This window comes from Stenotrophomonas sp. CC22-02 (genome assembly GCF_004365115.1).
Classification (GTDB): Bacteria; Pseudomonadota; Gammaproteobacteria; order Xanthomonadales; family Xanthomonadaceae; genus Stenotrophomonas; species Stenotrophomonas forensis.
On sequence record NZ_SOCO01000002.1, the window covers coordinates 193,779 to 210,854 of the forward strand.

3 protein-coding genes are annotated in these 17,076 nt (G+C 65.8%); all 3 read right to left on the reverse strand.

All coding sequences use genetic code 11. From position 1 onward, the window contains the following. Positions 1 to 3: 3 nt before the first annotated feature. Positions 4 to 750: an N-acetylmuramoyl-L-alanine amidase gene (locus N440_RS18830; RefSeq protein ID WP_133936198.1), complete on the reverse strand. Its 747-nt coding sequence runs from the start codon at positions 748 to 750 to the stop codon at positions 4 to 6. Positions 751 to 1,588: 838 nt separating this feature from the next. Continuing rightward, positions 1,589 to 2,038 (reverse strand): hypothetical protein, encoded by a 450-nt coding sequence (locus N440_RS18835; RefSeq protein WP_133936200.1) that lies wholly within the window; start codon positions 2,036 to 2,038, stop codon positions 1,589 to 1,591. Further along, positions 2,035 to 17,046: a hemagglutinin repeat-containing protein gene (locus N440_RS18840; RefSeq protein WP_166671585.1), complete on the reverse strand. Its 15,012-nt coding sequence runs from the start codon at positions 17,044 to 17,046 to the stop codon at positions 2,035 to 2,037. The genes N440_RS18835 and N440_RS18840 overlap by 4 nt, the downstream gene beginning before the upstream one ends. Between the last annotated feature and the right edge of the window lie 30 nt (positions 17,047 to 17,076).

The window sequence follows — 17,076 nt, forward strand, 5'->3', positions numbered from 1 at the left end:
GGGTCACGGCATCTGCAGCAGCAGCGAATGCAGGATGCGGGCGTCTTCAGCATCCAGCGTCTTCGGCAGGTCGTCGCGGCCACGGAAGCGGCGATGGAACGCGGCGACGGTGGCTTCACGATTGTCCAGCGGATAGCCGAAGCGGGCCAGCGCGTTCCACGCATCGAAGCCTTCCGGTGCGGCACCATCGGCCGCGCGCGGCCAGACGCCGAAACCGGCCTCGGCCAGCTGTTGCCAGGGGAAGAAGCGGCTCGGATCCTGCTTGCGCGTCGGCGCCAGGTCGGCATGTCCGATCACCTGGCGCGACGGAATGTTGAGGCGGGTGGTGAGATCGCGCAGCAGCACGATCAGCGATTCGATCTGCGCCGCACTGAACGGGCTGCGGCCATCGTTGTCGAGCTCGATGCCGATCGAGGCTGAATTGAGATCGGTAATGGTGCCCCAGCGCCCGGCCCCTGCGTGCCAGGCGCGGCGCTCGTCGGCCACCAGCTGGTAGCGATGGCCATCGGCGCCGATCAGGTAATGCGCACTGACCGGCCCGCCGCTGTTGGCGGTACGCAACGTATGCAGGCTCTGCTGCACCGATTTCTGCTCGGTGTGGTGGATGACGATGATGACCGGCGTGCGCGCGTTCTGGTTGGGTGATGGCACCCAGGTGGCAAGCGGATTGTGCTGCACGGGCGCGGTGGCGGTGCAGGCCGCCAGGGCCAATGCCAGCAGTGTGGAAACCAGAGGGCGGGGGCTGATCATGGGCAGAGTGTAACCATGGACCGCGGCCGTCGTTCGACTGCGGATGCCTGACGACATTGCCGGTGGCTCCGCAGTCCGCGTGATGATGGCAGTGCCTGATCATGACGATGTAGCGGATCACATGAAAAGAGCGAAGCGGCACTATGGGGCAGCAGGGCTCGGCATCATCCTGCACTGGAGCGCGGACGGCTTCTGCTGCACGGTCAGATCAGCCGGAACGAGAATTACAAGCGTTCCGCGCTCACTAACCTTCTCACCTGCGTTGCCAGCAGCTCCTTACGTAGTGGTCTTTCTGTCTGCAAGCGCATCGCGACTGCGACTCCCACTGGATGCCTTGCTGCCTGATGCGGCGCCAGTAGACGGGTTTATTCCCAGCCTCCCGGTTACCGGCAGAAGTCCAGTCTTTCCGGCTGCCACCGCGCCAGCTATCAGCGCGATGTTCCCAGCGGTCATGGTAAGGGCGTAGCGAGCATCATCGCTCAACCCTGCCGCCGTGCCGAACAGATATGCGCCGCTGGTCAGGAGGCCTGCGATCTGTGCGTCAAGCAGCGCGACGTCGCGCCCTTGCCTCTTCGCAGTCGGAAGCAGATCTTCCGATCGCCAGATCTGCAAGCCCGACTTGACGCTAGCCTCGTTGTGGATTGCTTCATTGATACCCTGCGGCCTCCAGATGGATCACTCGAAGGCAGGGAAGTTCCCATCCGCGTGCTGCCGCCTGTCGATTGACAGACCGGAGCATGGGAACTCACTTGCTTTGCGGAATCGCCCAGCAACAGGGGCGGCAGCCGCGTCGGCTCCATTCTGTTGTGCGTAACTACCCCCGTTCCACCGACCTCAATCACAAAGCCGTACTGACCTTCATCAGTCGTCCAATCCGCGGCCAGATCAACATGTAGCAGGCACCCACGGCCAACCCGATGAAAAGCATGACACCAGCACGCCTGGGAGCCCACTCAAACCAAAAGGAAGGACTGGTCCAGACCATGCTCCAAGCGCCGGGAGAGAAGGCACCCTCGAACGCGAGCCACGCCAACAATGCACAGATTGGTGCAGCTACAACATGACGAGCTTTGAACCTCGGAAGAAATCTATCCACAAGCATCACCCCAGGCACACCGAAGATGAGGCCCAACACAGCGGCTATGGCACAAACCAGTGATATGAAAATTGCAGCCTGGGAAAAACTGCCTATTCGAGAACTCAGCGGAATGGCGATGAATAGAATCCCGCCAAGCACGGAACTGGCAATCACGGAAACAATCTTTGCCCCCAATTCACGCTCACTCACTGGCAGACCTCCACCATCTTTCCATCAGGACCCCGGTAGCTCATGCATTTCTGCTTTGAGGGGAAGGTACTCCAAGGCCACTGCAATTTGCCAACTTCGCTACCAATATCGCGCGTATTGGGGCTCCACACCTGTCTATCAGCCCACGAATTCGAGTTGAACATTGGACTCGAGCCCGTACCCCAGCCTCTGGTTGACACTGAGAATCCACCGAATCCATCCGGAAGCACCTGTCGGATCACAAAGCCCGGATCCAATGCATGTGCTCCAGGCACAGTGATGTTGATCAGACTACTGGTACTGGGATCGACAAGGTGCGTTACGTAACCTAGAGACAGGCCCATGATGGAAAGATAGCTCACCACGCCGTTGTCGGCCAAACCCTTGCCATCGGTACCGGGTCCTGCATACCGCCTGAGCGCGTTGTACTGGGCGACTGCATCGCCACATGAGCTTGTATAGCTCACTGCACATGCAACCGAAGTCGTCGAATACTCATGTGGCTGCTTGGTGGATCCCAATGCCCATTCATAAGCGCCAAAAATTGACTGGAAGGTAGTGCCAGGCACGCCAACAGTATATTCAAGTCCCTTCACGGAATTAATGAATTCCTTCCGATCAACACTGCCGTCAAGATACTTCGGCATTCCAGCCGACATGTTGGCCGCCAGCAGAAGGGCATACGTTTCAATGTCAGATATCGAGCCAAATGCGAGCTTCTTCGCATTGTCCTTCGCAGCATCCGCTGCATAGAGCACGTTGAAATCCCGCACTCCGTTGAATATCTCAGGAATCAACCCGTCCACGCATTCCTTCGTAGTACACGCAAGCAATCTCTCCGAGTTCGCGTTACTGCGCTCGCTCGCTTCTTTCACTACTGCGGCACGGCACGCTTCATCACTGGCGGAACACTGTTTCAACTTGTCGCCAAGCACCCGAACATCGTGTTTGCTTAGGAAGTTATTCTCAACCGAATTCTTGGCAATCCCCGCATTCAACGCGATCCCAGCCAGATCCTGTCCCGACAGCCCACCCGCCAGCGCACCCACCGCCTGTGACAGCGCCAGCACCATCTCCTTCTGCTCTGGGCTCAGCTTGGAGGGGTCTCCGCCGGTCAACGTATTGGTCAGTACCTTCGCGGCCAACTCGCCGCCGGCCGCGGACACCGCTCCGGTTCCCGCGCTGCCACCATTGGCTTCCGCCAGAAGCGCACCCAACACCGCATGCGACAGCAATTGCAGAGTCGCATTGGGATCGCTGCCGTGGCTCGGGTCCAGCCTGCTGCCGATGAAGTAAGCGGCATAGGGCGCCAGCGCATTGGACGCGACCTGGCCAGCGCCCTGTCCCGCCACACCACCCACCAGCGCCGTCGTCACCGCGTTCAGTGCACGGTTGTAGTCTCCGCCCGTGCCCCACTTCTTCGCATTGTCGTAGTCCGGGCTGTTTGCAGTCAGTACCGCATCGCGTTGTTCCGCGCTGAGCGCGTTGAACGCCTTCTTCTGTTCCGTTGACAGGCCGTCGTAGTAGGTCTGGGCTGCCTTGTTGCTCTGATAGGCCTGCACATCCGCGGCAACCTGCTTGCTGGTGGCAAGAACCGTGCTGGCCGCGTTCGCCATCGCCTGCTGGTCGGCCAACAGCTTGTTGGCATCAGGCATCTCCTCCAGCGCACGGTGTGCCGCCGCCGCATCGGTATTGACGCCCAGCTCGGCGGCTGTGGTCTTCCTGCCGCCGATGGTGATGTTGCCCTCGGTCAACGTCGCTCGCGTGCTGGAGCTGTCGCTGCCGCTTTCATGCATCGGCAGCCCACCACCCAATGAAACGCCGGTCGGCCCTTCCAGCTTGCTGGACGCGATGCTGCTGCCGATGTCCTTCAGCTGCTCACCCGCTCCCACGCCCTTGCCGGCCGGGCCGGTGCCCGCGTTGCCGAAGCCCCCACTGATGCTGCCCGACGTGGACTTGTAGTCCATGTGGTTCTGCAGGTCGGTGAACGTCAGCGAATCCGCAGTCAGTTCACTGTTGCCCGCATGGGTGCTGGCAATCGCCCCGCCCACCAGATTCACGTGACCTGCATCGACGTGGTACCCGCCATTGCCGGCAAACAGGCCGCTCTGCTGGCCAACACCCTGATAGCTGCCGTTGGCCTTGCCTGCACTGGCGTAGCCGTCGGCATTCCACGCGGTGCCGAACGACACCTGCACGCGACCGCCCACCTGGCTGTTCTTGGACATGCTCTCGGCGATGTCCTGCAGCGACTCGATCGTCAGCGTGCCGCCGGTCTTGACGTCGATGCGGTCTGCGGTCGCCGTGGCGCCGCGCAGCGTGGTATCACCCTCGGCCTTCATCGAGATGTTCTTGCCGGTCAGCGTGGTGTTCTGCCAGGTGCTGCTCTCGGCATTGGACTTGCTGCTGCCGACGCTCGCTTCGGCATAGACATACACGCCGGTCTGCGCGCCCACAGCCACACCCACGCCCACCTCAGCACCCGCATTGCGGCTCTTGCTGCGGTCGGCCACATGCGCCTGGCCCGCTTCGAGCAGGATGTCACCGGCCGAATCCAGGCTGAGCGTGTTGCCTGCACTCACATTGCCCTGCACCACATGGATGTCGCCCTGGGTGCTGGTCAGGTTGACGTTGCCGCCGCCCTGGATGGTCGAACCGCGCGAGACCTGGCTGCTGCCATCGGCACTGCTGCTGGAGGTCTTGAAGCCGACCCCGGCCTCGGCACTGAGCAGCGCACCGCCCCCGGCCTTGCCGGCCATGCTGGAGATGGCACTGGCGGCCTGATAGGCATTGGCACCAGCGGCAAGGCCCTGCATCTTCTGCAGGCGGTCGTCGGACTTGCGGGCAGCGTCAACATTGTTGAGCAGGTCGATCAACGGCGACTTCACCCGCGCGAAGGCACCGATCTTCAGGTCCTTGTCGCTCTGCGAGTAATGACCACTTTCATCGGCGGTCAGCAGTTCGATCTCGGCGGCAGTGATGTTCACGTCCTTGGCGGCCACCACATTGCTGGCGCTCTGCGTGTACTTGCCACCTGCGGTGAGGTTGACATTGCCGCCGAGGCTGCCGACGGTGCTGGCCACCTGTGAGACCTGCGCGCTGTCATCGCGATGCTGTTCGCGATGCCAGCCGGAGAACTTCTCGGTATCGGAGATCTGCACGGTGCCGATCGCCTTGCTGTCCGAACGATTCGCGTTGCTGACCGTGTCCTGCCCGCTACGGATCGTCAGGTCGCCCGCAGCGCGGATGTTGACGTCCTTCTCGGCCGCGATGTTGGCGGCGGTCAGGCTGATATCACCCTCGGTGGTGGCCATGCGCACGCCTCCACCCACCGACAGCTGGGTACCGGTGATGGTGTCGCTCTGTCCGGCGCCATCGCTGCGCGAGTTGTTGGTGCCGAACGGCAACCCGGCCGAGTTTGTGGCGATACCCCAGCCCTTGCCACGACTGTCGCTGTCACTGCGCTCGGTGTTGTGGGCCACATCGAACACGATGTCCTTGGTCGCCAGCAGCAAGGCATTGCCCTCGGCCGACATCTGCGCGCCTTGGCTGGTGATCGAGCCGCCGTCGGCGATCAGCGAGAGATTGCCGCCTGCATTGAGGTGGCTGACCCGGGCATCACTGCTGGAGTGGCTCTGGTTGCTGTTCGAGCGCTGGCTGCCGGCGGTGATTCCCGGCAGCACGGCCGCCACGCCGGCCGCCACGCCTTCGGCGGTACGCGTGATCCGGCCCATCATCGTGCCGCTGTCGGCCATGCCTTCGGTGGCCTTGTCGCGGGCGGTGCGGTACGCCTTGGCCGGGTCGTAGGTGACACCCAGCGAGAAGCCGCTGGACTTGCTCGACTGGCTGGACTGGGTGTCCACGGTATCCTGGCGGGCAATCAGGTTGATGTCCTTGCCAACCAGGGTCAGGTCCTTGCCGGCGACCACGTCGGACGCGGCGATCGTAAGCTGATTGCCTGCATTGATCAGCACGTTGCCTTCGCGCGAGGCGATGGCCGAACCGACCTGGGCGGTCGACTGTTCGGCGGTGCTGCTGCTGGTCTTCGAGCTGCCATAGCCGATCGATGCAGTGCCATTGGAGAAGCCACCGGTGAAGCCGGACTTCTTCCTGCTCTGGCTGGACTCGCTGCTGTGATGATCTTCCGCGGAGGTGATCAGCACATTGTTGCCGGCGCCGAGAACCACCGTACCGGTGGCATCGACCACCGCACCCACCGCGGTCAGGTCACGGCCGGCGGTGACGCTCACGCTCTCGCCCATCAGCCCGGTGCCGATCGCGTAGCTGTTGCTGCTCTCGGCGTGGCGAGTGGTGGTGGTGCTCGACAGGGTCTTCTTTTTCTTCTCGTAGCTGTCCAGGCTGAAGTCATGCGTCTCGTTGGCGGAGAGCAGATTGACATCACGGCCAGCCGAAACACTCAGCGTGCCATCCGAGCTGGCGACCTGGGTGGCGATCAGATTGACATCGCGGTTCGCTCTCACCAGCACGTTTTCGGCCGCCGACAGCTGGCTGCCGCGCACGGTCTCATCACTCTGGCTGATCTGCAGCGAGCTGCGCTTGCCACCGGCATTGAAGTCGCTGCTGCGGCTGTCCACCAGCACCTGGCTGTTGATGTCCCCACCGGCCTGCAGGGCCAGGCCACCGCCAGCGTTGATGCGGGTGGCGGCCAGGGTGATGTCCTTGCCTGCAGCCAGCACTACGTCGCCAGCACCTTCAATTGAAGACACCGCATGCGTGGTCTGGCTGTTGCTGGTGTGGTTGCGACTGTCGTGGTTCAGCGCGGTGCTTTGGCCCAGCGTCTGTGCGCCGAGATCCAGGTTGCCACCGGCAACGAGCTGGGTGATGCCATTCTTGCCGGCGTTACGGATCTCCGCCGCCTTGAGGCCGATGTCACCGCCGGCCACCACCGACAGCACGCCGTCGCCACTGGGGTTGGTGACATACAGGCCGGCCACGCGATCGAGCGTGGTCGTCTGCTGCGACAGGCGATCGCCCTGATCCTTCCATTCGGAGGTGGTCGAGGCGATGATGATGTTGCCCCCGGCCTTCAGTGCCAGCGCATCGGTGGCCTTCACGGTACTGCCGATGATGTCGATGTCGTGCCGCGCCGACAGGCCCACCTGCTCACCGCTGATCTGGCCACCGGCCAGGTTGCGGATGTTGCCGGCCTCGATGCTGACCAGCTGGCGGCCGGCAATCGTGCCGCTGTTGACCAGGTCACCGCGCAGCTTGACGTCCACCTCCGCGCCGGCCAGCAACGCACCATCGTTGCCGAGGTCGCCCGGCATCACCCGCAGGTAGACCTGTGGGACCAGCGCACGGACCACTGAGCCATCGGCCAGGGTGACGTCCTTTTCCACCAGCCAGACGATGTCGCTGGTCAGTCGCGCCATCTGTTCGGCGGTCAGCCCCACGCCCGGTCGCAGGCCCCATTCACTGGCGACCGTAGCGCCGGCTTCCAGCAGGGCGCGGTACTGATCCTCATCACTTGCATGGCCGGTAAGGAAGCGGCGCCCGGTGAGCTCACCGATCTGCTCGCGCACCAGCTTCTGCTCGTAGAAGCCGTCGCCCAGGCGCTTCTGCGTCTGCGAGGGTTCGAAGCCTGCGCGCTGCAGCAGGTAATCCGAACTGAGCCAATCGCGGTAGCTGGCAAAGCGTGGGTCGGTTTCCACGATGTGGTTGCCACGGTTGGCGTCCACATTGAACAGGCTGGCAGTGGGCGCACTGGCATTCGGGCTGGTGGTCACCACCACGCGCGGGTCAGAACCGGCCGTCGTGGTGGCCTGCTTGCCGTCCACGGCGCCATTGCCACCACTGCCGGCATGCTCCCCGGTGCGGACCGCGGCCGGACCGTTGGCATTGGTCTGCCCGGCCTGTGCCGCACTGATGTCCTGCGCCGTGCCGGCGCCCGCACCGGCGTTGCCAGCCTGGCCGGGGCCCTGCACGCCGGCCGTGTCCGCCCGCGTACCTTCGGCCTTGGCCACCGCCTGCTGTTGGCTGCCGCTGGCACCCTGCGCAGCGCCGGCCGTGCCGGGCCCCTGTGCGTCGACGCTACCCGCACCCTGGCCCACACTCTGGCCAGGGCCCTGCACGCTGCCAGCCCCAGGCCCCACCGAGCCTGCGCCATGGCCTGCGGTATCCAGCTGCGCCGTGCCCTTGCCGCCTCCGGCATTGGGGTTGCTGCCACCGGTGTTGTCGTTGCGCAGGTTGCCGACATCGATGGTGAGCTTGCCGCCCGCAGTGATCGCCGAGCCCAGCGCACCGGTCTTTTCGGTGATGGGGGCGGCCTTCCAGCGACTGGAGGAACCACCGTAGGTGATGGACACGTTGTCGAAGGTACTGGTGCGGGTCAGCTGTTCGGCCGCGTTGATCACTTCGGACTGATCGCGGTTCAGGCCGACGATGGCCAGGTCACGACCCGCGGCGATGTTGGCGAAGCGGTTCTCCAGCCGATCGGTGCTGATCCGCATGTTGCCGCCGGCATTGATCACGGCGTTGTCGCCCGCCGAGACCACCACGTCTTCCACCGTGGTACGGGTGGCGATGCGGGTCTTCTCGTTCCCGCTGGTCTCCTGGGGGTGGCGCTGCATGTTGATCAGCGTCGATTCCGGGTTGTCATAGTCCGGATAGGTGATGATCTGCACGCAGGTGGTGGTGCAGGTACCGTAGGCCGCGTTGTAGTTGAGGGTGTCGGTCACGTACTCCATCGGCGGCGCGCCCGCACCACGGGTGCTCAGATCACGGAATGGATCCTCTGCGCCCGCACCGAGCTGGTCGGGGTTGTTGCGGTTGTCGGCACGGGCGAAGTAGTAGATCGTGACCGTGCCATCCTGCACGTTCAGGCGTTCGCGCGAGGCGCGCGCGCCGTGCACGCCGCCACGCGCGAAGGCGTAGGCGCTGGTGTTGCTGGTCAGCCGGATGACCGCCTTGCGGATCTGCTGGCCATCCGGGGTGACATACGGCGTGTCTTCAAGGATGTCGGCCGGATTGAGATAGTAGATCTCGTACGGCTGGTAGTTCGAGGTTGCCCTGAAATCGCGGTTGTTGTTGGTGGCGTTCTTGAACCAGCCGGGCTGCTCCAGCCGGACCGGCGCATGCACGGTGGTGACCTTCTCCACGACCACGTTGTCGCGGATGTTGTTTACCGCCAGCGCGGACAGGTCCAGGTTGCCACTGATCTCGATGGTGGAACCGAGGTTGTCCACCTTCTGCGCACTACCGACTGCGCCCAGGCCATTCAGGGCGCCGCCGATGGCAGCGTCGCCATCGCTGAAGATCAGGCTCCTGCCACTGTTGGTCAGCGTGCCGACGCCCAGGTCGAGGCGCTGCCGCGCGGCGATGGTGCCGGCGCGGTCCACGCCGCCGATGTTGGCCGCCACGTTGTTGAGAGCACCTGCCTGGACGGCGACGCGGTCACCGTAGATGCGGCCACTGCCGATGTTGTCGACGCTGCCGGCTGTGATATGGGTGACGTTGCCGTCCAGCAGGCCGTAATTGACCAGTGCACTGCCGGCATCCAGGCGGGTCAGGCCGATGCTGCTGATCTCACCGGTGCTCGCATTGGTGATGTTGCCCGCATGGATGCTGACGTTGGCGCCGGCCAGCTTGCCGGTGTTGTCCAGGTTGCCCTGGACGGACAGGCTGAGCGTACCGTTGGCCACCATCTCGCCGCGATTGGTGTGGCTCTGGCCCAGTTCCAGGGTCATGTCGCCCTGCGACATCAGCCGGCCGTCACCGACGATCTCGCGGGTGCGGAGGGTCTGCTGCCTGCCGGCCACCAGCGTACCTCCGCTGTTGACCAGAGTATCGGCACGCACATCGGAGGTCAGTGCCGCCGAGATCTGGCCACCGCTGTTGTCCAGGCGCTGGTTCACCTGCAGCTGCAGGTCGTCGGCCAGCAACTGGCCGTTCTGGTTGTCCAGATTGCCGGTGGTCACCCGCAGGTTCCTGCCCTGCAAGCCCAGCGCAGGACCATTGCCCTGGCTGAGCGTGTTGCGGTTGTCGATGTAGCCTGCCTGCAGGTCAAGGCGGCCGGTCGCTGCCAGCAGGCCGCCGCTGTTGAGCAGGGCGCCCTGCAAGCCGATGTCGGCACTGCCACCGGCGGTCACGTTGCCACCGCTGTTTGCCAGCTGCTGCGCCCGCAGCAGCAGGTCGGCGGCACTCACCAGCGAGCCGCCGCCGCCGTTGTCGATGTTGATGGCCTGCACATCGGCACCGGCCTTGGCGAACACCGAGCCGCCTCGATTATCCAGATCGCCACTGCGGATCTGCAGCGTGCCGCTGCTGACGATGCCGTTGCCATTGGAGGCGGCATTGGTCAGCTGCTGTCCGGAGGTGTCGATGCTGAGCGCCGCCGCCGACTGCAGCAGGCCACCGGTGTTGTCCAGCGCACCACTGCGCAGCGTTGCATCTCCGGACAGGCTGGCAAGGATGCCGCTGCGGTTGTCCAGCGCCTGCCCGCGGGTATCCAGCTGCAGGTCGTTGGCGATGATCCGGCCACTGGTGTTGTTCAGACCGCCGGCCGAGGCCTGCAGGTGCTTGCCGGCCTGGATCAGGCCACCGCCATTGCGCAGCAGATCGGTGCTGGTCAGGCGCAGATCCTGCCCCGCAGCCACGGTACCGCCGCTGTTGTCGATGGCCTGTGCCTCGGCCAGCAGCGCGCCTCCCGCAGACAGAGTGCCCTTGTCGCTGTTGTCGAGCAGGCCGTCCACGCGAACGGTCAGTGCGCTGTTGCCATCGCTGTGCACGGTGCCGCCGCGATTGTCGAGCGTGCCCGCGCGGAGGCCTGCATCACCTGTGGTCAGGATGCGACCACCGCGATTCTCCAGCGCATGGGTGATCGCCAGGGTGCTGCTGCCGCTGCCGGCGGCTTGTATGGTGCCCAGGTTGTTGAGCAGCTGCGCGCTGCGCAGATCCAGCGAGCCGTTGCCGGCCAGCGTGCCCCCGCTGTTGTCCAGCCGGTCGCGCGCGGACACCTTCAATGTATCGGTGCCGGAGGCGATGATCGACCCGCCCGCATTGAGCAGCGTGCCGGTGTCCACGGCGATGCGGGCAGCGGCCAGCGTGCCGTCGCGCAGGTCGGTGGTTTCGCCGGTCAGCTGCAGGGCGCCATTGCTGAGCAGCTTGCCGGCCTGGCCATTCAAGGTGTGCGCGTTGATCGCCAGCGTGCCAGTGCCGGCCTGCTGCACGGTACCGCCGGCATTGCCGAACAGTGCACTGGTCAGGGTCAGGTCGCCATTGCTGGCGATCAGGCCGTTGCCGCCGTTGTCCAGCGAGGTGGTGGCCTGCACGGTACTGGCCTGCGTGCCCGTCGCCAGCAGCTTGCCGCTCTGGTTGTCGAAGCGGTCGGCGTTGACGGTGAAGTGATCGGCATTGAGCGTGGCACCGCGATGGTCCACGGTCACCGCATCCAGCTGCAATGCGCCCGCCGTGGCGATACTTCCGCCGGCTCCCTCCAGCTGGGTTGCCTGCACCTTCAGCACGCCCTTGCCTGCATGGACGATGCTGCCGGCCACGTTGAGCAGCTGCACCGCGTCCAGTCGAAGGTTGCCGGCGTTGCTGGCCAGGGTGCCACGACTGTTGTCGAAGCGGCCGGCGACGTTGATCCGCGTATCGGACGTACCTGCCGAGCTCAACGTGCCACCCACGTTGGACAGCGAACCGGCGCTGATCTGCTGTGCGCCGTTGGCGGCGAGGGTGCCGCCGTCATTGCCGAGCGCGCCGCGCACCTGCAGCGACATCGCCTGGTTGCCGGTGGCGTTCAGCGTACCGCCTGTGTTGTCCAGCTGGCCGGCCTCGATGCTGACCTGCTGCGCGGCGGTGGTGCCTGCGCTGAGATCCAGCGTCTCACCCTTCAGTTGCAGCTCGCCGTTGCTGACGATGCGCCCGCCGTGGCCCTGCAGCGTGATGGCATCGATCTGCAACAGGCCGTCACCCGCCTGCTCGATGCTGCCGCTGCGGTTGTCCAGCGCCGCCGCCGCCACCTGCATGCCCGCGCCGCTGGCGATGACACCCTTGTTGCTGTTGTCGAGCAGGCCGTCGGCCTTGACCACCAGCCGTGCGGCGCTGTGCAGCGTGCCGCCCTGGTTGTCGATGCTGCCGGAGCTGATGCCAAGCCCACCATTGGCCAGGATGCGGCCGCCGCGGTTGTTGATGTCCTGGCCGATGATCAGCTGGCTGGGCGCTGTACCCGCGGACTGCAACGTGCCGCCCGCGTTGACCAGCGCAACACTGCGCAGGTCCAGCCCGCCGTTGCTGGACACGGTACCGCCGCTGTTGTCGACGCGTTCGCGCGCGCTCAGGCGCAGCATGTCATTGCCGGTGGCGGTGAGCGTGCCGCCGGCGGTGATCAGGGAGCCGGTGTCGATCTCGATCCGCTTGGAGGAGGTGACACCTGCCCGCAGGTCGGTGGTGGTGCCCTTGAGCAACAGGCTGCCATTGCTGACCAGTGTGCCGCCGGTGCCGTTGAGCGTGCCGGCGTCGATCGACAGAACGCCTTCGCCGGCGTGCTGTACGGTGCCGCCAGCATTGCCGAACACCGCCGCCAGGATGCCGAGGTCACCGTTGCTGGCCAGCAGGCCGCCCTCGCCGTTGTCCAGCGTGCCGACCACGTCGATCCGGCTGCCCTCGGCACCGGTCGCGATGACCTTGCCGGCCCGGTTGTCGAACGACTGTACGTCCAGTGCGATGCGCTCGGCCTGCAGGGTGGCGCCGCGATGGTCCACGCTGCCCGCCTGCAGGGTGATGCCGCCTGCGCTGGCGATGCTGCCACCCTGGCCGTCCAGTTGCCCGGTGCGCAGCAGCAGGCCCTGGGTGCCGGAATGGCTGAGCGTGCCCTTCACATTGGCCATGTGGCCGGCATCGATCTTCAGCGCGGCGCCGTTGCTGGCGAGCACGCCGTTGCTGTTGTCGAACAGGCCTGCTACCTGCAGCTCGGTAGTGGCGCTGCCTGCCAAACTGAGCGTGCCACCTCGGTTGGAGAGTTCGCCGGCTTCGATGCGCTGCGCACCGTTGCTGGCGATGGTGCCCGCGTCGTTGGCCAAGCGGCCGCTTACCTGCAGTGCCAGCGTCCCGCTGCCGGTTGCGCGCAGCGCACCCGCACTGTTGTCCAGGCTGTCGGCCACGATGTCGAGCTGCTCGGCCGCCACGCTGCCGCCGCGGAGGTCCAGCGCCCCTCCCTGCAGCGCCAGTGCGCGGGCAGCACCGATGTTGCCGCCTTGGCCCGACAGCACTTCCGCCTCGATGTGCAGGTTGCCGTTGGCAGAGATCGAGCCGCTGCGGTTCTCCAGCTGTGCGGCCCGGATCGCAGAGGCCGCTTCACCCGCTGCAATCAGCGTGCCGTGGTCGTTGACGAAGCGCCCAGCACGCACGTTGATGGCGCCATTGCTGCCCAGCGTTCCGCCGGTGTTGTCGAGCAGGCTGCGGGCCTGCAGCTGCAGCGCCTGGGTGCCAAGCGCACTCAGCTTGCCGCCCGCGGTGATCACGCTGTCGCCGTCGATGCTGATGCGTTGCGCGGTCGTGGTGCCGTCGCGCAGGTCGAGGGTGTCGCCCTGCAGGTCCAGCGAACCGTTGCTGAGCAGGGTGCCACCGGCGCCGGCCAGGTCCTGCGTGGTGATGGCCAGGCTGCCGGAACCGGCCTGCTGCACGGTTCCGCCGGCATTGCCGAAGGTGCACGCGTGGATGTCGAGGTTGCCATTGCTGGCGAGGGTGCCGCCATTACCGTTGTCCAGCGCGCCCTGCACGCGCAGGGTATTGCCACCGGTACCGGTGGCGATGATGCGCCCGCCGCGGTTGTCCAACCCGGTCGCCGTGATATCCAGCTGCGCGGCAGCCAGCGACGCGCCCTGGTGGTCGACCTCGGCCGCCGTGAGCTGCAGGGCACCGGCAGTGGCGATCTGTCCCTTCGCCCCATCCAGGCGCCCGGTGTCGATGACCAGGCCGGCGCTGCCCGCATGGCTGAGGGTACCGTTGGCATTGACCAGCGCGCCGCTCTTCAGCTGCAGGTTGCCGGCATTGCTGGCGATGCTGCCACTGCTGTTGTCGAGCGTGCCGTCGACCCGGATCTGCGAAGCTGCAGTGCCGGCCGAAGTGAGCGCACCGCCACGGTTGGACAGCGTCCCCGCCTGGATCTGCTGCGCGCCATTGGCGCTGATGCTGCCACCGTCGTTGCGCAGCAGGCCCTGCACCTGCAGTTGCATCGCGTTGTTGCCCAATGCCAGCAGGCTGCCGCCGCTGGTGTCCAGGCCCGTGGCCGTGATCTTCACGTCACGGGCGCGGGTGCTGCCCTTCTGCAGGTCCAGCTGCTGTCCGCTCAACTGCAGCTGGCCGTTGCTGGCGATGCTGCCGCCAGCCCCCTGCAGGGCAGTCGCATCGATCTGCAGCGTGCCGGTGCCAGCGTGGTCGATGCTGCCGCCCTCATTCAGCAAGCCCTCGGCGTTGATCTCCAGGTCGCCGTTGGCGGACAGCAGACCGCGCTGGTTCTGCATCTGTTGGCGGGCATGGATACGGCTGGTGCCGGTACCTGCGGCGATCAGTTTGCCGCCGTCGTTGATGAGGATGCCGCCGTTGATGTCCAGCGCACCATTGGCGCCAACGGTGCCGCCGCTGTTGTCCAGGGTGCGCGATACCTGCAGCTGCAGCGCGTCGCTGCCCGTCGAGGTCAGCATGCCACCGGCGGTGGTCAGGTCGCCAGCGCGCACATCGATGCGCTGCGCGGCGGTGGTGCCGTTGCGCAGGTTCAGGGTATCGCCGTGCAGCTGCAGGGTGCCATTGCTGAGAACGGTGCCGCCCGGGCCCTGCAGGCTGGCGGTGGTGATGCGCAGGTTGCCGGTGCTCGCCTGCTGCACGGTGCCGGCGGCATTGCCGAAGGATGCTGCGTCGATCTGCAGGTCGGCATTGCTGGCCAGCAGGCCGCCGTCGCTGTTGTCCAGATGATCGCGGACGTTGAGCGTACTGGCCTGCTGCCCGGTGGACAGCACGCGCCCGCCACGGTTGTCGAAGTCCTGTGCGGTCAGCTCAAGCTGGCGGGCGACCAGCTGCGCACCGCGGTGGTCGGCGCGGCCCAGCAGCAGGTTGGCCGCACCACCGGTCGCAATGCTGCCCTGCGTGCCCTCCAGTACCTGCGCACGCAGCAGCAGTCCGTCACTGCCGGCGTGGTTGATGCTGCCCCGCGTGTTGATCACGGTGCCGACATCGAGGCCAAGTCGCGCGGCATTGCTGGAGATGCTGCCTTCGCTGTTGTCGAGCCGGCCGATCGTCCAGTTCGTTTCGGCATTGCCGCCGTGGGCAAGGCTGCCGCCGCGGTTCGACACCGATTGCGCCTGCAGTTCAAAGCCACGCGCGAACGTCATGCGTCCGCTGCTGTTGTCCAGCTGCAGCACCTGCGCGCTGGCCGCCCCCTGCACCTGCAGCGTGCCACGGGCATTGCGCAGCGCCTGTCCCTGCACCTGCAGGCTGCTCGCGCCCAACGTACCGTCGCTGTTGTCCAGGCTGTTGCGGGCGCTGAGCTGCAGATCGCCGGTGGCTTCAATGCGACCGCCGTCGTTGTCCAGTGTTCCGGCAATGTTGAGCAGGCCGGTTGCCAGCGGCGGCGTGACCGGTGCGGTACCACCGGTGCCCGGCGTACCCGTACCTGGCGTGCCGGTGCCTGGCGTGCCTGTTCCCGGAGTGCCCGTTCCCGGAGTGCCCGTTCCCGGCGTGGTACCGCTGCCGTCACCATTGCCGGTACCCGGCGACGTACTGGCCACATTGCCGATGCGGCCCTGCAGGTTGCTGAGGTCGGCGGCCTGCAGCTGAAGCACCTGCGCGCCAAGCTGTTCGATGCTGCCGCTGCGGTTGCGCAGCGCATCGGCGTTCACTTCGATGCGACGCGCGTTGAGCGTGCCGCCACTGTTGTCGACATCCTGCGGGGTCTGCAGGCGCAGCTCGCGCTCGGCACTGAGCGTGCCGGCATTGGCGATGCCACCGCTGGCATCGATGCGCAGGTCCTGCTGCGCATGCATTGCGCCGATGTTCTGCAGCCGGCCATCGGCGGTGACCACCAGCTCGCCAGCCTGTGCACCGATCCTGCCGGCATTGCGCACGCCGACGCCATGCTCGTTGCCGACCAGCCAGATGCGGTTGGCGTACATGCCACCGAGCGCGCCCACGTCCAACGCGAACACCGGTGCTGCGGTGGCAGCGGGCTGTACCTGCACGCTGCCGTGATCGGCGCTGACCACGTTGCTGCCCAGGCTGGCCTGCAGCTGGTTGGCCCAGATGCCAGCGTTGACCTGCAGGGAGCGCGTGATGATGTCGGTGTAGTCGGCGCGGCTGGTATCCAGGCCGGCGCCACCGACACCGATGCTGCCACCTTCCACGCGATAGCCCTCCAGCACGCCATTGCTGACGATCGGCGTGCCGGTGGTCAGCGTGACACGGCTGGCGTTGAGGAAGCCGGCGCCATTGACCTGGATGCCGGCCGGATTGGCGATGACCACCTGCGCCCGGGCCCCGGCCACTTCCACATAGCCGTTGAGGTGGCTGGGATTGCTGCTGTTGACCTCGTTGAGGATGACGCGTGCGGTGCCGGTCGCCAACCACGGATTGCCCTGCACCCAGCCGCCGAGCTGGGTCTGCACGTCGCCGCGCGAGTTGTTGAGGATGACACCCTGCTGGCCAACGTCGAACTGCTGGTAGGTATTGCGCGACACCCCACCCGCACTGGGCGTGGTGATGTTCACCTGCGGCGTGCCATTGGCCGAAGTGACCACGGTCGGGCGCTGGTTGGCCGGTGCGCCCGGGTCGGCGGCAATCCGGCCCGGGTCGGTCGGCGCCTGCTGTGCGGACAGCGGCTGCACCAGTCCCACCCATCCCAGCACCAGCCACAGCGCGAAGCTGATCGGCTGCAGGGTACCGACCGTCCGGCCGCCGCGGTGATCGATACCCCCCTGGGCAGCGCAGACCAGTTCGGACGCAACCTGCATGACACCCAACGTGCGGTTGAAGACCAGACGATAGACTTTGTTCACGGCGCTGATTCCTTTCGGTGCTGTTGGGTT